The 17349-nt window shown below is 71.0% G+C and carries 16 protein-coding genes; 12 read left to right on the top strand and 4 right to left on the bottom strand.

The features are described 5' to 3' along the window. Positions 1-16 precede the first annotated feature (16 nt). The 6 genes from IE250_RS03140 (at position 17) to IE250_RS03165 (ending at position 7104) form a co-directional block, all read left to right on the top strand. The gene (locus IE250_RS03140; protein WP_189667780.1) at positions 17-1297 is read left to right on the top strand and encodes an ABC transporter substrate-binding protein; all 1281 of its coding nucleotides are present in this window, start codon (positions 17-19) and stop codon (positions 1295-1297) included. Continuing rightward, entirely contained in the window at positions 1294-2253 is a 960-nt protein-coding gene (locus tag IE250_RS03145) for a carbohydrate ABC transporter permease (RefSeq protein WP_189667781.1), read from the top strand. The genes IE250_RS03140 and IE250_RS03145 overlap by 4 nt, the downstream gene beginning before the upstream one ends. Beyond that, positions 2253-3140: a carbohydrate ABC transporter permease gene (locus tag IE250_RS03150; RefSeq protein WP_189667782.1), complete on the top strand. Its 888-nt coding sequence runs from the start codon at positions 2253-2255 to the stop codon at positions 3138-3140. The genes IE250_RS03145 and IE250_RS03150 overlap by 1 nt, the downstream gene beginning before the upstream one ends. Then, entirely contained in the window at positions 3137-4483 is a 1347-nt protein-coding gene (locus IE250_RS03155; protein ID WP_189667783.1) for an alpha-L-fucosidase, read from the top strand. Before IE250_RS03150 ends, IE250_RS03155 begins: the two co-directional genes overlap by 4 nt. Beyond that, positions 4480-5280: a glucosamine-6-phosphate deaminase gene (locus tag IE250_RS03160; RefSeq protein ID WP_229872093.1), complete on the top strand. Its 801-nt coding sequence runs from the start codon at positions 4480-4482 to the stop codon at positions 5278-5280. The genes IE250_RS03155 and IE250_RS03160 overlap by 4 nt, the downstream gene beginning before the upstream one ends. Before the next feature lie 87 nt (positions 5281-5367). Next, positions 5368-7104: an FAD-binding protein gene (locus tag IE250_RS03165; RefSeq protein WP_189667784.1), complete on the top strand. Its 1737-nt coding sequence runs from the start codon at positions 5368-5370 to the stop codon at positions 7102-7104. A gap of 76 nt (positions 7105-7180) precedes the next feature. Here IE250_RS03165 and IE250_RS03170 read toward each other — a convergent pair whose 3' ends face one another. Together IE250_RS03170 and IE250_RS03175 are read right to left on the bottom strand one after the other, a co-directional pair. Continuing rightward, entirely contained in the window at positions 7181-7864 is a 684-nt protein-coding gene (locus IE250_RS03170; RefSeq protein WP_189667785.1) for a cytochrome b/b6 domain-containing protein, read from the bottom strand. Next, positions 7848-8300 (bottom strand): hypothetical protein, encoded by a 453-nt coding sequence (locus IE250_RS03175; protein WP_189667786.1) that lies wholly within the window; start codon positions 8298-8300, stop codon positions 7848-7850. Before IE250_RS03175 ends, IE250_RS03170 begins: the two co-directional genes overlap by 17 nt. A 112-nt stretch (positions 8301-8412) precedes the next feature. Between IE250_RS03175 and IE250_RS03180 the strand changes: the two genes are divergently transcribed. Together IE250_RS03180 and IE250_RS03185 are read left to right on the top strand one after the other, a co-directional pair. Next, the gene (locus tag IE250_RS03180) at positions 8413-8961 is read left to right on the top strand and encodes an RNA polymerase sigma factor (RefSeq protein WP_229872094.1); all 549 of its coding nucleotides are present in this window, start codon (positions 8413-8415) and stop codon (positions 8959-8961) included. Then, positions 8958-9845 (top strand): zf-HC2 domain-containing protein, encoded by an 888-nt coding sequence (locus IE250_RS03185; protein ID WP_189667787.1) that lies wholly within the window; start codon positions 8958-8960, stop codon positions 9843-9845. Before IE250_RS03180 ends, IE250_RS03185 begins: the two co-directional genes overlap by 4 nt. Before the next feature lie 97 nt (positions 9846-9942). Here IE250_RS03185 and IE250_RS03190 read toward each other — a convergent pair whose 3' ends face one another. Next, positions 9943-10956, bottom strand: coding sequence for a LacI family DNA-binding transcriptional regulator (locus tag IE250_RS03190; protein WP_189667788.1), 1014 nt, complete (start codon positions 10954-10956; stop codon positions 9943-9945). A 191-nt stretch (positions 10957-11147) separates the two neighbouring features. Here IE250_RS03190 and IE250_RS03195 point away from each other — a divergent pair, with 191 nt between their 5' ends. Genes IE250_RS03195 through IE250_RS03210 form a run of 4 tightly spaced genes read left to right on the top strand, consistent with a single transcriptional unit; the run spans position 11148 to position 16304 of the window. After that, positions 11148-12404: a sugar ABC transporter substrate-binding protein gene (locus IE250_RS03195; protein ID WP_189667789.1), complete on the top strand. Its 1257-nt coding sequence runs from the start codon at positions 11148-11150 to the stop codon at positions 12402-12404. Between the two features lie 5 nt (positions 12405-12409). Beyond that, positions 12410-13459 (top strand): carbohydrate ABC transporter permease, encoded by a 1050-nt coding sequence (locus tag IE250_RS03200; protein ID WP_189667790.1) that lies wholly within the window; start codon positions 12410-12412, stop codon positions 13457-13459. Beyond that, the gene (locus IE250_RS03205; RefSeq protein ID WP_189667791.1) at positions 13456-14310 is read left to right on the top strand and encodes a carbohydrate ABC transporter permease; all 855 of its coding nucleotides are present in this window, start codon (positions 13456-13458) and stop codon (positions 14308-14310) included. Before IE250_RS03200 ends, IE250_RS03205 begins: the two co-directional genes overlap by 4 nt. Further along, positions 14307-16304, top strand: a complete 1998-nt coding sequence (locus tag IE250_RS03210) for a glycogen debranching N-terminal domain-containing protein (protein WP_189667792.1) — start codon at positions 14307-14309, stop codon at positions 16302-16304. The genes IE250_RS03205 and IE250_RS03210 overlap by 4 nt, the downstream gene beginning before the upstream one ends. Positions 16305-16319: 15 nt before the next feature. On the opposite strand, the gene IE250_RS03215 is transcribed toward IE250_RS03210, so the two are convergent. After that, entirely contained in the window at positions 16320-17282 is a 963-nt protein-coding gene (locus IE250_RS03215; RefSeq protein WP_229872095.1) for a squalene cyclase, read from the bottom strand. Positions 17283-17349: the final 67 nt, after the last annotated feature.

Genomic DNA, 17349 nt, shown 5'->3' on the forward strand with positions numbered 1-17349 from the left:
ATGGAGAAGAATCGAAATGAGCCTCAACACCTCACGGGGCCGCCCCCGTGTCGCCGCGTTCGCGGCGATCACGTCCCTGGCCCTCAGCCTGACGGCGTGCTCGAGCGCCCCGGGCGGCTCGGGCGATGAGACCGCCTCCGACGGATCCCTGACGATGTGGATCTGGCCGGGTGGCCTCAGCGACACGGTCGTCGAGACAGTCACGGCCGACACGCCTGGCCTCGAGACGTCCGTCATCGGCGACGACTTCAAGCAGAAGCTGCTCACCGGCTTCACGGCCAACGCGGACATCCCCGACATCACCGGCGTCAAGGGCGAGGACATGCCGTTCTTCCTCCAGGACCCGGAGCTGTTCACCGACCTGAACACGCTCGACATCGACGACATCGTCGGCGAGTTCCCGGAGTGGAAGCTCGCCGAGGCCACGACCCCGGACGGCGCGCTGCTCGGCCTGCCGATCGACATCGGCCCGGCCGGCCTGTTCTATCGCGAGGACGTCCTGGCGGACGCGGGAATGCCGACCGACCCGGCCGAGGTCGGGGCGGCCACCGCTACCTACGAGGACTACTTCGCGTTCGGCGAGGAGCTCCAGAAGGCGGTCCCGGACGCCCACCTCGAGGTCTCGGCCGGCGGCCTCTTCGGCAAGGTGATGGGCCAGAGCGAGACCAAGTTCGTGAGCCCCGACGGCGAGTTCCTCGGCGAGAGCGACGCGGTGCGCAACGCCTGGGACCTCTCCATCGAGGCGTGGGACCGCGGCCTGGTGGCCGGGATCGGTGACGGCAGCCCCGACTGGGCCTCCGCCGTCAACGCCGGCCTCTTGCCGACGCTGAGCGGTGCCGCCTGGTACGCCGGCGACATCAAGAGCAACGCGGCCGACACTTCCGGCAAGTGGCGAGTCACGCAGATGCCCGGGGGTCCCGCGAACATCGGTGGCTCGTTCCTCACGATCCCGGCCGCGACCGAGGACAAGGAGGCGGCACTCGAGGTCATCAAGGCCCTACTGAGCCCCGAGAACGAGGCGGTCATGTACACCGAGACCGGCAACTTCCCGGCCCGCACCACGGCCTTCGAGGAGCCCGGCCTGCACGACGGCGACGACTTCTTCGGCGGCCAGGACACCGTGGAGGTCTTCGTCGAGGCCTCGGAGAACATGCCGACCGTCTACAACAGCCCGCTCGACAACCAGGTCGCCGCCCCGTACTACACGGAGCTGACGAACGTGGAGCTGGGCAAGGACCCTGAGAAGGCCTGGGCCGACGCAGTCGCGGCGGCCAAGGAGGCTCTGGAGTCCGCGTGACACTCACAGCCTCTACGGTGCCGGCGGGGGTGCACACCTCTGTGCGCTCCCGCCGGCGTCGCGCCGTGCGCGCCTGGCCCGCGTACGTGGCGATCGCGCCGTTCTTCATCCTCTTCCTGAGCTTCGGCCTCTATCCGACGATCTATTCCCTCGTGCTGTCGTTCCAGAAGTGGAACGGCCTCGGCTCTCCCGAGTGGGTCGGTCTCGACAACTACGTGCGGCTGGCGACCGACGACACGTTCTGGCTCTCCGTCCGGAACACCTTCGTGATCTTTGCCATCTCGACCATCCCGATGATGCTCCTCGCGCTCGCGGTGGCCGCGATGCTCAACAACGCCGTGCGCTACAGCACGGCGCTGCGGATCGCGTACTTCGTACCGAACATCACGTCCGTGGTGGCGATGGCGATCCTCTTCGGGGCGATCTTCGGCGAGTCGTTCGGGCTCATGAACGCGTTTCTCAACGCGGTCGGCATACCGGACTTCAGATGGTTGTCCACACCACTCGGCCTCCAGCTGACCATCTCGATCCTGATCACGTACCAGTGGACCGGGTACAACGCGATCATCTTCCTCGCGGGAATGCAGTCGATCGACAGCGAGGTCTACGAGGCGGCCAAGGTGGACGGCGCCGGCCCGGTGCGGACCTTCTTCTCCATCACGCTCCCGCTGCTGCGGCCGACGTTGATCTTCGTCCTCATCGTCTCGACCATCACGGGGCTGCAGAGCTTCACCGAGGCTCAGGTGCTCACCAGCGGCCCCAGCACGACCAACCCGAACAGCGGAGGCGCCGGGCAGGGCGGCCTCACGATGGTCCTGTACTTCTACCAACAGGCATTCAGCCACAACAAGTTCGGCTACGGCGCCTCGATCGCGTGGGGGATCTTCCTCATCGTCCTCGTCTTCGTGATCATCAGCTGGCGCTACAGCGTGAAGAGAGAGGACCCCACGCGCTGATGAGCATCCTCGCCTCGCCACGACCCGTGACACCGCGCCGCGTCGCACGCCCCGCGCCGTCCCCCGGGAACCGCCGACGCCGCCGGCTCGGGCTCTACCTGATGCTCTGGTCCGGCGCCGCCCTGTCGTTCTTCCCCATCTACTGGCTCCTCGTCATCGCGAGCAACACCACGAGCGACATCTACAAGTCGCCGCCCAAGCTCCTGCCGGGCAGCCACCTGATCGAGAACATCGGCAAGGTCTTCGACAAGATCGACTTCGTCGCTCCGCTGGTCAACACCCTGTTCGTCGCACTCGCGGTGACTTTCCTGGTGCTCTTCTTCGACTCGCTGGCGGCGTTCGCCTTCGCGAAGTTCGACTTCCCCGGCCGCGATGCGCTGTTCACGGCAGTCCTCGTGACGTTCATGCTGCCGATGCAGCTCTCGATCATCCCGCAGTTCATCACGATGGTGAATCTCGGCTGGGTCGGGAGCATGCAGGCGCTCATCATCCCCGCGGCGGCCAACGCGTTCGGGATCTTCTGGCTGCGCCAGTACATCAAGTCCGCCGTGCCCGACGAGCTGATGGACGCCTGCGTGCTCGACGGCGGCGGCTTCATGCGCCAGTACGTGACCGTGTGCCTGCCGCTCATCCGCCCGGGGCTGGGATTCCTCGGGCTGTTCACCTTCATCTCCACGTGGAACGACTACCTGTGGCCGCTGACGATCCTCACGGATCCGCACCGGATCACGCTCCAGGTGGCGCTGGCGCAGCTCCAAGCGGCGTTCGGCCAGGACTACGGGATGATCATGGCCGGCGCGCTCATGGCGACCGTGCCCCTCCTGGTGGTCTTCCTGTTCGGCGCACGGCAGTTCATCGGCGACATCGCGAAGGGCGCAATCCGATGACAACCTCCACCTACGACGGCGCTTCGCACGAGGTCGCCTCGCACGGCGACACCCTGCGTGCCGAAGCCGTCGCCCGGATGCGAGAGCGACGCTTCGGGATGTTCATCCACTGGGGGCTGTACTCGGCAGCGGCCCGCAACGAGTGGATGCGGCACCGCGAACGGACGCCCGACGCCGAGTACCAGCAGTACCTGGAGCACTTCGAGCCGGACCTGTTCGACCCCGTGGAGTGGGCCGACCTCGCCGCGGCCGCCGGGATGAAGTACGTCGTGGTGACCACGAAGCACCACGAGGGCTTCTGCCTGTGGGAGACGGAGCAGGACACCGACTTCTCTGTCGCCTCGACGCCGTGGCGGCGCGACCTGATCGGCCCGATCACCGAGTCCTTCCGTGCGCGCGGCCTCGGCGTCGGCATGTACCACTCGCTCATCGACTGGCACCACCCGCAGTTCCCGATCGACGGGCTGCACCCCCTGCGCGACGACGCCGCCGCGCGGTCGGAGGCGCGCGACATCACCCAGTACCGCCGGTACCTGCACGCCCAGGTCGCCGAGCTGCTCACCGGATACGGCCCCGTCGAGCAGCTGTTCTTCGACTTCTCCTATCCCGAGCACATCCACGACGGGGCGCTGGTCTGGGGCGGCAAGGGCCCGTGGGACTGGGGCAGCGCGGAGCTGCTCGCCACGGTCCGGACGCTGCAGCCGGGCATCCTGGTCAACGACCGGCTCGGCATCCCGGGCGACTACATCACGCCCGAGCAGTACCAGCCGGCGGAGCCGCCGACCATCGACGGCGTGCCGGCGCTCTGGGAGGCCTGCCAGACGATCAACGGCAGCTGGGGATACGACCGGGACAACACCACGGCCAAGTCACCGGAGCTGCTGCTACGGATGCTCGTCGACACAGTCGCCAAGGACGGCAACCTCCTGCTCAACGTCGGGCCAACAGCCCGAGGCGAGCTGGACCCCGTGGCTGTGGACACCCTCCGCGCCATCGGACGATGGATGTCGCACCACGGCCGGGCGATCTACGGCGCCGGACCCGCCGCGTACACCCCGCCGCCGGACTGCCGCTACACCCAGCGCGGCAACCGCCTCTACCTGCACCTGTTCGCCTGGCCGTTCGAGGCGGTGCACCTGCCCGGGCTCGCGGGACGCGTGGAGTACGCCCAGCTCCTGCACGACGCCTCGGAGGTGCCGATGGAGGTGCTGTCGACGGACGCCGAGTCGCACATGACCAGCGCCGCCGGCACCGGTGACGACACCCTGACGCTGTGGCTGCCGGTCCGGCGGCCCGACGTCGCGATCCCCGTCGTCGAGCTGTTCCTGCGGGAGGACGGTTGACGCACGCGTCGGCCTCGGCTTCGATCTCGGTCTCAGGATCGGGTTCGCCCGCCCCGAGCGCCGTCGCCCACCCTGTCCGTGGCCCCCTCGTTCTCGCGGCGGCCACGGACGAGGTGGGTGTCGTCGCCGCGCGGCTCGTCGCCGACCACGTACGAGGCCACCCGACGGGTGTGCTCGGCGTCGCGACGGGAGCGTCCCCGCTCCGCCTGTATGCCGCTCTCGCCGAGCTGCGGGCGGAGGGGCTGGTCACCGAGGGGCTCACGCTCGCCGCGCTCGACGAGTACGTGGGCATCGACCCTGGCGACGAGCGGTCGTACCACTCCTACGTCGTCCGGCACATCGCCGAGCCGCTCGGCATCCCCGAGTCCAGGGTGCTCGTCCCGCGCGGCGGAACGCAGCAGGACGCGGAGCGGTACGAGGCCACCCTGCGTGGCTTGGGTGGCGTGGGCCTGCAGGTCGTCGGGATCGGGCGCAACGGCCACATCGGCTTCAACGAGCCGGGCTCGAGCCGCCACTCCCGCACTCGCGTGGTCGCCCTGAGCGACGACACGCGCGCCGCCAACGCGCGATACTTCGCGGGCGACGCGGACCGCGTGCCCTCGCACGCCATCACGCAGGGGATCGCGACGATCCTGACCGCATCGACGATCGTCATGGTGGCCTCGGGCGCGACGAAGGCGTGGGCGCTCGACGCCGCGCTGCGCGGTCCGGTCACCGCCGCCGTCCCGGCGTCGTTCCTGCGGACCCACCCGTCGGTGACGGTAGTGGCCGACGACGAGGCGCTCCCGCCGGTGTGACACACACCCGATGACCCATCTCACCTGATGAGATTCTTCACACCCTGACCCTGTCACGAATCGGTCCCGCCGGTGGTCGGATTGAGTATGGACACCATCGAACGCCGCATCTCCACCACCGCGCTCGTCATCGGGACCGGAGGGTCCGGCCTGCGCGCCGCGATCGAGCTCGCCGAGCAGGGGGTGGACGTGCTGGCCCTGGGCAAACGGCCCCGGATGGACACGCATACGTCGCTCGCCGCCGGCGGCATCAACGCGGCGCTCGGCACGATGGACGCGGAGGACAGCTGGCAGCAGCACGCCGCCGACACCATCAAGGAGAGCTACTTCCTGGCCAACCCGCACACGGCCGAGATCGTCGCCCAGGGCGCCGCGCAGGGCATCTCCGACCTCGAGCGGTACGGCATGGCCTTCGCCCGGGAGGAGGACGGCCGCATCTCCCAGCGGTTCTTCGGCGCGCACACGTACCGCCGCACCGCGTTCGCCGGCGACTACACCGGCCTGGAGATCCAGCGGGCCCTGGTCAGCCGGGCCACGCAGCTCGACATCCCGATCCTCGACTCGGTCTACGTCACCCGGATCCTCGTGCACGACGGCGCCGTGTTCGGCGCCTACGGGTTCGACCTCACCGACGGCACCCGCTACCTGATCCACGCCGACGCCGTGATCCTCGCGGCGGGCGGCCACAACCGCATCTGGCGGCGCACGTCGTCCCGCCGCGACGAGAACACCGGCGACTCGTTCCGCCTCGCCGTCGAGGCCGGGGCGCGCCTGCGCGACCCCGAGCTGGTCCAGTTCCACCCGTCCGGGATCCTGGAGCCCGAGAACGCGGCGGGCACCCTGATCTCCGAGGCCGCGCGCGGCGAGGGCGGCATCCTGCGCAACGCCCTGGGCGAGCGGTTCATGAAGAGCTACGACCCCGAGCGGATGGAGCTGTCCACCCGCGACCGGGTGGCGCTCGCCGCCTACACCGAGATCAAGGAGGGGCGGGGCACCGAGAAGGGCGGCGTCTGGCTCGACGTCTCCCACCTGCCCCGGGAGACGATCATGACGCGCCTGCCGCGCGTCTATCAGACGATGCTCGAGCTGCAGATGCTCGACATCACCGCCGAGCCCATCGAGATCGCCCCCACCGCCCACTACTCCATGGGCGGGGTGTGGGTGCGGCCCGAGGACCACAGCACGGAGGTCGACGGCCTCTACGCGATCGGCGAGGCGTCCAGCGGCCTGCACGGCGCCAACCGCCTCGGCGGAAACTCCCTGATCGAGCTGCTCGTGTTCGGCCGCATCGTCGGCCGCGCCGCGGCCGCCTACTCCGCGGGCCTCGAGGCGCAGCGGCGGTCGCACGACGCCGAGGCCCGGGCTCGCGCGGAGGTCGCCGACCTGCTGGTCGCCGACGGGCACGAGAACGTGCGGGCGCTGCAGCGCGCCGTCCGCAACACGATGACCGAGCACGCCGGCGTCGTGCGGGACGAGCAGGGCCTGCTCGCGGGCCTGCGCGAGCTGGACGAGATCGAGGAGCGCACCGCGCAGATCGGCGTGCACCCCGACATCGCCGGGTTCCAGGACCTCGCGCACGCCTTCGACCTCAAGGCGTCCCTCATCGCCGCGCGCGCCACGCTGGAGGCCGCCCTCGAACGGCGCGAGACCCGCGGGTGCCACAACCGCTCGGACTACCCGGACCTGGACCCGGCGCTGCAGGTGAACCTGGTCTGGTCTCCGCGCACCGGGGTCCAGCGCGAGGAGATCCCGCCCGTCCCGGAGGAGATCGCCGCCCTGATCCAGCAGCAGGAGGTCTCGACGGCGGGCAAGCTCGTCGAGTAACAGGCCTTGGTTGTGGGCGGGATCGTTGCGACTATCCGTCCGTTCCAGGCGCAACGATCGCGCCCACAACAAAGGGCTATTCGTCGGGACGCCGGTTGGTGGTTCGCTCCGTCCAGGCCGGCCACACGCGGTGCGAATCGGCTTGGCGGAGGTGGCCACCCAGGTGCATCCCCCGCCACACCCCGCGGTAGCCGGGCAGCACCCCGGAGGCGATGATCATGTGCCCGACGACGACGGGGGTCACCACGTACGACGACCACCGGTGGACCAGGGAGAGCCAGACGAACGCCGGGCCTCCGCTGACGAGCACCAGCCCCACCCCCGACACTACGAGGGCGAGCAGCGTCGCGACGAGCACCAGGTTCGCGATGCGCTGCCCGGGGTCGAACCGGCCCTCGTGCCGCCCGAACCGTCCGGTGAAGATCGCGGCCGGCCAACGCCGGAACCACGCGGCGTCGCCGCGGCAGAACTTGACGGAATCGCGCCAGAAGGTGCGCCACCCGCGGGCGCCGATCACGACGGCCAGCACGGTCAGCCCCGCGAGGACCCAGCCGGTGACCGTGTGCAGGTCCACGTCCGAGGTCCCGGTGGCGCGCGCGAGCACGCTCGGGCTGCCCTCTCCCCCCAGCAGGAGCCACCACCCGGTGCCGAGCAGCACCAGGACGGTCACGTAGACGCCAGCATGGAACCAGCGGGCCGGCCGCGAGTAACGTTCGATCGTCCCGGCCCGCGAGTCGCCCCGCTCAGTAGTCGGTACCACCGTCGTCGCCCGTGTCGTCCCCCATGCCGCCGGACCCGACGGTCACCGTGACCTCGGTCTCCACCCCGGCGGGCGAGTGGTCGGCATTGCGCAGCGATGCGGTGACCACGTGCTCGCCCTCCTGCAGGTCGGTGACCTCGGTGCTCTCGCTCTCGACCACCGTGAACTCCTCCTCGTTGCCGTCGAAGTACACGTGGACGTGATGAAGGCCCGAATCGGTCGGGCCGAGCTCCTCGCTGGAGTCCAGCTCGACGGTGAACGGCACCTCGACCGCGTCGCCGTCCGCCGGCGACGTGATCTCGAGGGTCATGCCGCCGGCATCCCCGGCGTCGCCCCCATCGCCGCCGCCACCTGTTTCTGCCCCGCCGCAACCCGCAGCGAGCAGGACGGTCAGCGCCGCTCCTGCGGCGAGCCTGGCTCCTCGTAGTCTGGACATGGTTCCTCCTCGGTCCGGTAGTCCGTCACCTCTCCTTACGCGGCGGGGTACCCGGACGGATCTCTCGCACCGGTGCGAGATCCACGAGCGGGAGTCGTACGTAGGGAAGGACATGACGGCATCGGACGAGGCGCTCCTCGCCGGGATGGCCGCGGGCGACCCGGACGCGGCAGCCGTCTTCGTGCGCCGGCACCAGGCACGGGTGTACGGGCTCGCACTCTTCGTGGTCGGCATCCCCGCCGTCGCGGAGGAGGTGGCGCAGGAGACGTTCGTCCGCGCGTGGCGGCACGCCGACGCCTTCGACCCGAGGCGTGGCCGCGCGACGACGTGGCTGCTCGCGATCGCCCGGCATGCGGCGATCGACGTGCTCCGCGTGCGACGCGACATCCCCGTCGACCCGGTGGCCATGGTGGAGACGATCGCCGACCCCGACCGGCTCGCAGAGCGGGTAGCGACCGGCACCGCGGTGAACGCCGCGCTCGCCCGGGTGCCGCGGGAGCAGGCGACGGCGGTGGTGCTCGCGGCGGTCTTCGGGCTCAGCGGGGCGGAGATCGCCGAACGGACCGGCGTGCCTCTGGGGACGGCCAAGACCCGCATCCGGCTGGGACTGCGGCACCTGCGCGACGAGCTGACGACCATGCGGGAGGTGGACACACCATGACGGCGTCCGAACGGTGCGCCGCACTACGCGACGCGCTCACCGAGGTGGCGCTGGGGGTTGCCGACGGCACGACCCGGGGCGCGGTCATGGCGCACCTCGCCACGTGCGACAGCTGCCGGGAGGAGCTCTCGTCTCTGGCCGCGGCGGCCGACGAGGTGCTCCTGCTCGCCCCGGAGCGCGAGCCCTCGGCGGACTTCGAGGGCCGCGTGCTCGCCCGGCTCTCGCCCGACCCCGACCTCCGCTCACCGGCGGAGGACCTCCGCACGCCGGCCGAGCCGGACCGCCCTGCGGCCGAACCCGTCCATCCGGTGACCGTCCGGCGGCACCGCGCACGACGCGCCGTCCTCGCCACGGCCGTGGGGGTGGGCCTGCTCGGCGCCGGCGGCGCGGGCGTGTGGCTTGCTACCGCACCTGACCGCGAGCTGGCCACCTCCTACCGCTCGACGCTCGAAACGGCGAACGGCCGCTACCTCGCGGCCGCCGACCTCACGACGGATACCGGGTCGGGAGGCTCCGCACAGTCCGTCGGCACCGTCTTCCTCTACGAGGGCAACCCGTCCTGGGCGTACGTGGTGGTCCGCGACGCCGGAGCGGCACCGAGCTACGACGTCGTCGTCACGGTCGATGACGGAGCAGAGGCCGGAGCAGCCGCCGGATCAGACCCCGCCCACCACTATCCGCACGGCGCAGACGGACCAGACCCCGGCGGGCCGGACCTCACGGCCGGCACTCGCGAGATCGCGCTCGGCCCGTGCGTCGTGGAGGCGGACACCTGCTCGGCAGGCGGCGTGCTCGACGTCGCCGTCCACGACGTCGTCTCCGTGCGCCTCACGGACCCGGACGGCGCAACGTGGGCGGTAGCGGACCGGCGAATCACCGACTGACTCTCGTTCAGCAGGCACCAGGGGTCCGTATACCCGAGGATCACGGCTCTCCTGAGCCTGCTGAACCGAGGTCAGGAGTGGCCGGGCGACAGCCGGTTCAGCGCACCACGAGGCGGGGCTCGACCAGCACGTGTGCCTCATCCTCGGCCGGGTCTCGGCGTAGGACGACGCCGCCCGTCGGCCCCATCAGCAGGTCCAGCACCCCGGCGGCGACCTGTTCGGGCAGCTGCTCGACGCTGCTGATCCCCAGCGCCTCGGCGGCGGGGGTGTTGTCGAACCCGACGACCGGGAGCTCGGGCCGCCCGAGCGCCGTGGCGGCCAGGTGCGCGCCGATCGCCAGCGAGTCAGCCACGCAGACGATCGCGTCGATCGTCGGGTCGGCCGCGAGCTCCGCGCCGACCAGGTCACGTGCCAGGGCGAGACTGTCCTCGGTGCTCCAGCGGGGACCGGAAGCTCCGGCCGCGGACATCGCCTCATGCCAGCCGCGGGCACGGTCGTCGCCGGTCCCCGATCCCTCGGGCCAGCCGAGCAACGCGATGCGCGGGCCGGCGTGGGCGAGCAGGTACTTGGTCGCAGCCCGGGTCCCGGCGGCGCCGTCGACGTCGACCCAGGGGTGTGGGGGCTCGTCGTCGTCGTCGGCTGCACGCCATGGGCGGCCGAACGACACGAACGGCACATTGCGGGCCTGCAGCCAGCTGGTGCGGGTGTCGGCGTAGAACGTGTTGGTCAGGACGACAGCGTCGATCTCGCCGCCGTCGACCAGGTCGCTCAGCCGCTCGATCTCCTCGGCGGGTGTGCGTGCGGCGTAGAGCAGAACCCGCATGCCGCGCTCGCTGGAGCGTTCGGTGAGCGCGTGGACGAAGCGGTCGAGCACCACTCCGGAGATGCCGCCCCGGTACGGGTCGAGGCGCACCCCGATGGTCGAGCTGCGCCGCGTGCGCAACCGGCGCGCGGCCGCGTGCGGCCGGTAGCCGAGCTCGGCGATCGCCCGCTCGACGCGCTCGCGGGTGGCGCCGCGCACGATGGCCGGGGAGTTCAGCACGTTCGAGACGGTCTGACGTGAGACGCCGGCCGCGCGCGCGACGTCCTCCACGGTGGGGGCCTTCGCCATCGTGACCCCCTCGTGCCTTGGCCGTTGTCTTGAACGTTCGAACCGCCATCCTATGGGGCGGCGGCCGCGCCTTGACACCGCACCCAGCCCCTCCCTAATCTCCTGGCTAGCATAATTTGATCGTTCAAACTTTGCCAGCCTGGCCAGACCGATCACCACCACGTGCTGCCTCATCAAAGGAGAAGAGACACATGACACGCCACATCTCACGGCGCCTCGCCGGCACCGGGGCCCTCCTCGTCGCCGGTGCGCTGACGCTCACCGCCTGCGGCGGTTCCGGCTTCGAGGAGCCCGCCGACGCCGCGGGCGAGACCACCGAGCTCACGAGCTCCGACGACGCGCTCACGGTCCTCATCGCCTCGTCCGGTGACGCCGAGACCGACGCGGTCACGGACGCGGTCGCCGACTGGTCGGCGGACTCCGGGGTCACGGCCGACGTCCAGGTCGCCGGCGACCTGCCTCAGCAGCTCTCCCAGGGCTTCGCGGCGAGCACGCCGCCAGACCTGTTCTACCTCTCCCCCGACGCGATCTCCGGCTACGCCGAGAACGGGTCGCTCCAGCCGTACGGCGACCTCCTGGCGAACAAGGACGACTTCTACCCGTCGCTCGTGGAGAACTTCACCGTCGACGACACGTTCTACTGCGCGCCGAAGGACTTCTCGACGCTCGCGCTCGTCATCAACACCCAGCTGTGGGAGGACGCGGGCCTCACCGACGCCGACACCCCCACCACCTGGGAAGAGCTGGCGACGGTCGCCGAGACCCTGACCACCGACGACCGCGCCGGCCTCGCGCTCAGCGCGGAGTACCAGCGCCTCGGCGTCTTCATGGCCGAGGCCGGCGGCGGGCTCGTCGTGGACGGCGAGCCGGTCGCCGACAGCGAGGGCAGCGTGGAGGGCCTCGAGTACGCGCAGACCCACCTGGAGGATGGCACGTTCGCCTACGCGGCCGACCTGGGCGCGGGCTGGGCCGGCGAGGCGTTCGGCAAGGAGCTGGCCGCGATGGCCGTCGAGGGCAACTGGATCACCGGGGCCCTGACCAACGACTTCCCCGACCTCGAGTACACGGTCGCCGAGCTGCCCGCCGGACCCGCCGGCCCGGGCACCCTGCAGTTCACGAACTGCTGGGGCATGGCCGCCGACAGCCCCAACCAGCAGGCCGCGCTGGACCTCGTCGAGCACCTCACGAGCGCCGAGCAGCAGCTCGCGTTCTCCGAGGCGTTCGGCCCGATGCCGTCGATCCAGTCCGCCGCGCCCGACTGGACGAGCGCGAACCCCGACCTGGTCGCGTTCCTGGACGGCGCCGAGTACGCGCAGTTCCCGCCGACCTTGGCCGGCGCCACCGACGTCGTCACCGACTTCAACTCCCAGCTGGAGTCGCTCGAGACGGGCGACCCCCAGGAGATCCTCGGCACCGTCCAGTCCAACCTCGAAGCGATCGCCGAGTAGCCCGCATGGCTGCTCTCGTTGCGACGCCCCGTCGTGCCGGCTCCCCTCGCGGGATCCGGGACGGCGAGGCCGTCACCGGCTGGATCTTCACGCTCCCCGTGCTGCTGATCCTGGGTGTGTTCATGCTGGTCCCCGTCCTGATGGCGCTGTGGGTCAGCTTCTCGGACTGGTCGGGGCGCGGCAGCCCCCTGTCGTCCGACGTCGGATTCGTGGGGCTGGACAACTACGCGGCGGTGACCACCGACGGCGGGCTCGCCGAGCGCGACTTCGGCGTCGCGCTGCGCAACAACGCCTGGTACGTGCTGCTGGTCGTCCCGCTCCAGACCGCACTGTCCCTGTTCCTCGCGGTGCTCGTGAACCGCGCCGTACTGCGGGGCCGCGGCGTCTTCCGTACGGCGTTCTACTTCCCGTCGGTCACGAGCTCGGTGGCGATCACGGTGCTGTGGCTGTTCCTCTTCTCGACGTCGGGCGTCGTCAACGCGGTCCTCGCGCGCCTAGGCATCACCGGGCCGAACTGGTTCAACGACCCGAGCGGCGTCCTGCACAACCTGCTGGGCGCGCTCGGTGTCCAGTCCGGCCCCGACGCCCTGACCCAGCACGGGCTCCTCGGCGTGACCTGGTGGGACTGGCTGGCCGGTCCCTCGGTGGCGATGTCGGCGTTCGTGATCATGGCGGTCTTCACGACGAGCGGCACGTTCATGCTGCTCTTCATCGCGGGCCTGCAGAACCTCGGCCCCGACGTCGACGAGGCCGCCATGATGGACGGCGCGAACGGCTGGCAGCGGTTCTGGCGCATCACGCTCCCCCAGCTGCGGCCCACGCTCTTCACGGTCCTCACCCTGGGCCTGATCGGCACCTGGCAGGTCTTCGACCAGATCTACACCGGCACGCAGGGCGGCCCGGGCAAGACGACCCTGACGCCCGCCTACCTCAGCTACCAGTCGGCGTTCCTGTCCCAGGAGTGGGGCCGGGGCGCGGCCATCGCGTTCATCCTGTTCGTCATCATCGTGCTGATGACGATCCTGCAGCGCTGGATCCTCCGGGAGCGGCGATGAACCGCACCACGCGGCGGCTGCCGCGCAAGGAGCTCGCCTGGCAGACCGGGCTCTACGCCCTGCTGATCCTCCTGGCGCTGGTCTACGTCTACCCGTTCCTCGTCCAGCTGGCGACGTCGGTCAAGACGGAGGCCGACGCCGCAGCCGACCCCGTCTCGCTGATCCCGGACCCCCTGACCTGGGCCGCCTACGGGCGCCTGTTCCTCCGGTCCGACTTCCCGGTGTGGTTCGCCAACTCCGCCGTCGTGACGGTGCTCGTGACCGCCGGGCGGGTGTTCTTCGACTCGCTGGCGGGCTATGCGCTGGCCCGACTGCGGTTCCGGGGGCGCGGCGTGGTCTACGCGGCGCTCGTCGCCGTCATGGCCGTGCCGACCGTCGTGCTCCTGATCCCCAAGTTCCTCGTCATCAACCAGCTCGGCATCTACGACTCGTACGCGGGCATGGTCCTGCCGCTGCTGGTCGACGCGGCGGGCGTGTTCATCATGAAGAACTTCTTCGAGTCGATTCCCACCTCGGTGGAGGAGCAGGCGCGCATCGACGGGGCGGGCACGTTCCGGATCTTCTGGTCCGTGGTGCTGCCCATGGCACGACCCGCGCTCGTCACCATCGTGATCCTGTCGTTCCAGGGGTCGTGGAACGAGCTGAGCCACTTCATCGTCTCCGCCCAGTCCCCCTCGCTGACCACCCTCACCAAGGGGGTCGCGTCGCTCGCGAGCGGCCAGCTCAGCCAGGGCAGCCAGTACCCCATCAAGCTCGCCGCAGCGGCGATCATGACCGTTCCCGTAGCGGTCGTGTTCTTCGTGTTCCAGCGGCGCATCATGAACACCAGCCAAGGAGCCGTCAAGGAATGAGCAAGGGAACGACCCCCTCCACCGAGCGCACCACGCCGCTGCAGCCACTGCTCAGCGACGCCGTCATCGCGCTGCGTGCCCCGACCCAGGTGTGGTCGGGCCGCGACGGCGACCTCGGCGGCGCTCCGATCGACGGCGTCTACCACGGCGACGTCCGGCACTTGCGGCGCCTGGCCCTGGAGTGTGCCGAGTCTGCGGTCGAGTACATCTCGGTCGCCCCGGAGGGCGCCTCGCGCGTCGTGTTCGGCGGCCTGTTGCGCGCGGTCGACGGCGCTCAGGCCGATCCCAAGGTGCGTCTGGTGCGCGAGCGCCGCGTCGCCGACGGCTCAGTGGCCGAGGCGTGGACGGTGCGATCGCACCGCGCCGAGGGCGCACGCGTGACCCTGCGCCTGCGGCTCGTCCCCGACTTCACGTCGCTGCACGACGTCAAGGCGGGGCTCGCGGCACCTGGCGGCGCCACCGATGGCGCGGGAGAGGTCGATGTCATCGTGGCGCCCGGCTCGGCGACTGCACGGTCCGGCGGCCGGTCGTTCACGCTGACGGCCGAGGGCGCGACGGTGACCACCACCGCGCAGGGTGCGATAGAGGCGTCCTGGCCGCTCGACGTCCCGGCACGCGGCGAGGCGGAGGCGGTCTGGTCGCTCGCCCTGCACGACGACACCCTGGTCGTGCGGGGCGCGGACGGCACCTGGTCCGGCATGCGCCGGGCAGACGTCCCGTCCAGCGCCGACCCCCGCCTCGGCCACTGGCTCTCGACCGCGCTCGACGACCTCGACGCACTGCGGCTCACCCTCCCCGACCACCCGGCCGACGACGTCTTCGCCGCCGGCGCGCCATGGTTCTTCACGCTGTTCGGCCGCGACGCCCTGTGGGCTGCCCGGCTGGCGCTCCCGCTCGACACCGGGATCGCAGCCTCCACCCTGCGCGTTCTGGCGCGCCTCCAGGGCACCGCGGACGACGCCGCGACCGCCCAGGAGCCGGGCAAGATCCTGCACGAGCTGCGCGCGACGCCACTGGAGATCCCGGGCGCCGGCGTCGTCCTACCGCCTCTGTACTACGGCAGCGTCGACTCCACCCCCCTGTGGGTGTGTCTCCTCGCCGACGCGTGGCGCGCCGGTATGCCCGACGACGATGTGACCGCCCTTCTGCCCGCCCTGCGCGGGGCCCTGACGTGGCTGCTCGAGCACGGTGACAGCGACGGCGACGGGTTCATCGACTACATCGACCGCTCCGGGCAGGGACTGGCCAACCAGGGCTGGAAGGACTCGGGCGACTCGGTCCAGTGGCGAGACGGCACCTTCGCCGAGGGGCCGATCGCCCTCTGCGAGGTCCAGGGCTACGCCTACGAGGCCGCGCTCGCGGGCGCGGATCTCCTCGAGGCGTTCGACCCGGCGGCATCAGACCCCGCGGCTTCAGGCTCCCTGCGCCCGGCCGCGCTCCGCGCCTGGGCCGCCGACCTGCGCGCACGGTTCGCGCAGGCGTACTGGGTCGAGACCCCAGAGGGCCGGTATCCCGCGGTCGCGCTGGACCGGAGCAAGCGCGCCGTCGACACCCTCACCAGCAACATCGGGCACCTGCTCGGCACCGGCATCCTGGATGCCGCGGCCGAGCGGCACGTCGCCGACCTGCTGCTCGGCCCGACGATGTCGACCGGTTTCGGCATCCGCACGATGTCCACCGGCGCGGCCGGGTACTGGCCGCTGTCGTACCACGGCGGCAGCGTCTGGACGCACGACACCGCGATCTCGGTGCACGGCATGCTCCGGGCGGGCCTCGCCGAGCACGCCGAGCGGGCAGCGGCCGGGCTGCTCGCGGCGGCGGAGGGCTTCGACTACCGCGTCCCCGAGCTCCACTCGGGAGATCCGGCGACCCGCGCCGGCGTGCCCACGCCCTACCCGGCAGCGTGCCGGCCGCAGGCGTGGTCGGCCGCGGCGGCGATCACGTGCCTGGCGGTGGCGGGCTCCGTCCGCGCCGACGCCGCCGCCGTCGGCTAGCGCCCGCGGCGACGGCTACGCGCCGGTCGCCCCGTCCCACCAGTCGAGCACACGCGTGCCGTAGAAGCTGAGCCACTTGGACGGCTCGCCGGGCGGCACGTCCACCTCGAACCACACCCGCCCCGGATGGCGACCCTCCTGCAGCCAGGTGCCATCCGGGCGACGGGCGGCGCGGATCACCTCGATCGCGTCGGCAAGCCGGGGATCCGGCCCGACGCCGTCGTGCAGCGTTGCCCCCCGGAAGTAGTCGACGGCGTTCAGCGCGCTGTATCCCCACCGGAACGGGTATCCGAACCGGGTCGCCCACGGGCCGACGAGGTCGCCCGTCGACAGGGTGCGGAGCAGCCGGCGCTCCAGGAGGTACTCCTCGCCGGCGTGACGGGCCGCCCGGGGGGCATCGCTGCCGCCGGTCGCGGCCTCGTAGTACAGGAGGCCCTTCAGGGAGTTGAGGGTCGAGTGGAACGACGAGCGCGTCGAGCCCTCGACCCATTCGCAGTTCCACCCGCCGTCGGGCAGGCGGTGATCCACGAACCACCGGGCGATTCCTGAGACGTCCACGCCCAGCCACGCGCCGTTGGCGAGCGTGTAGCTGTTGATGCAGCAGTCGACCTCGCCGCCCCAGTAGGGCAGGTCGTCGTACTCCCAGCGGGAGTTCGCGGCAATGAGCTCGGCCGTGCCGGCCAGCGCGGCTGCATCGAGGCCCCAGTCGCGGAGGGTGGTGAGCGACCACGTCGTCGCGGTCCAGGGCTGGCCCTCGTCGTCGCCCTGGTAGCCGGCCGGAAAGAATGCCCCGCCGGCCCACTGCCCGTCGGGATCCTGCAGCGCGAGCAGCCGCGCCCCGAATCCCTCCGTCGCGACGCGGGCCCGGGTTGCCCGCCATGTCTCCTCCGGCGCGCCGACGAGGTCGCGTTCGACCTGCCAGCGCAGCGCTGGGTCACTGTCGAGCAACCAGTCGAGCAGCTCCGGTGCGTAGGGCACGGCAGGAGGCTACTGCGCGAGTCGGTCAGGAATCGAGAAGCACTCCGTGCCGCGCGGAATCTAGCGT

The sequence above is a fragment of the Promicromonospora soli genome (assembly GCF_014653785.1).
Classification (GTDB): domain Bacteria; phylum Actinomycetota; class Actinomycetes; order Actinomycetales; family Cellulomonadaceae; genus Promicromonospora; species Promicromonospora soli.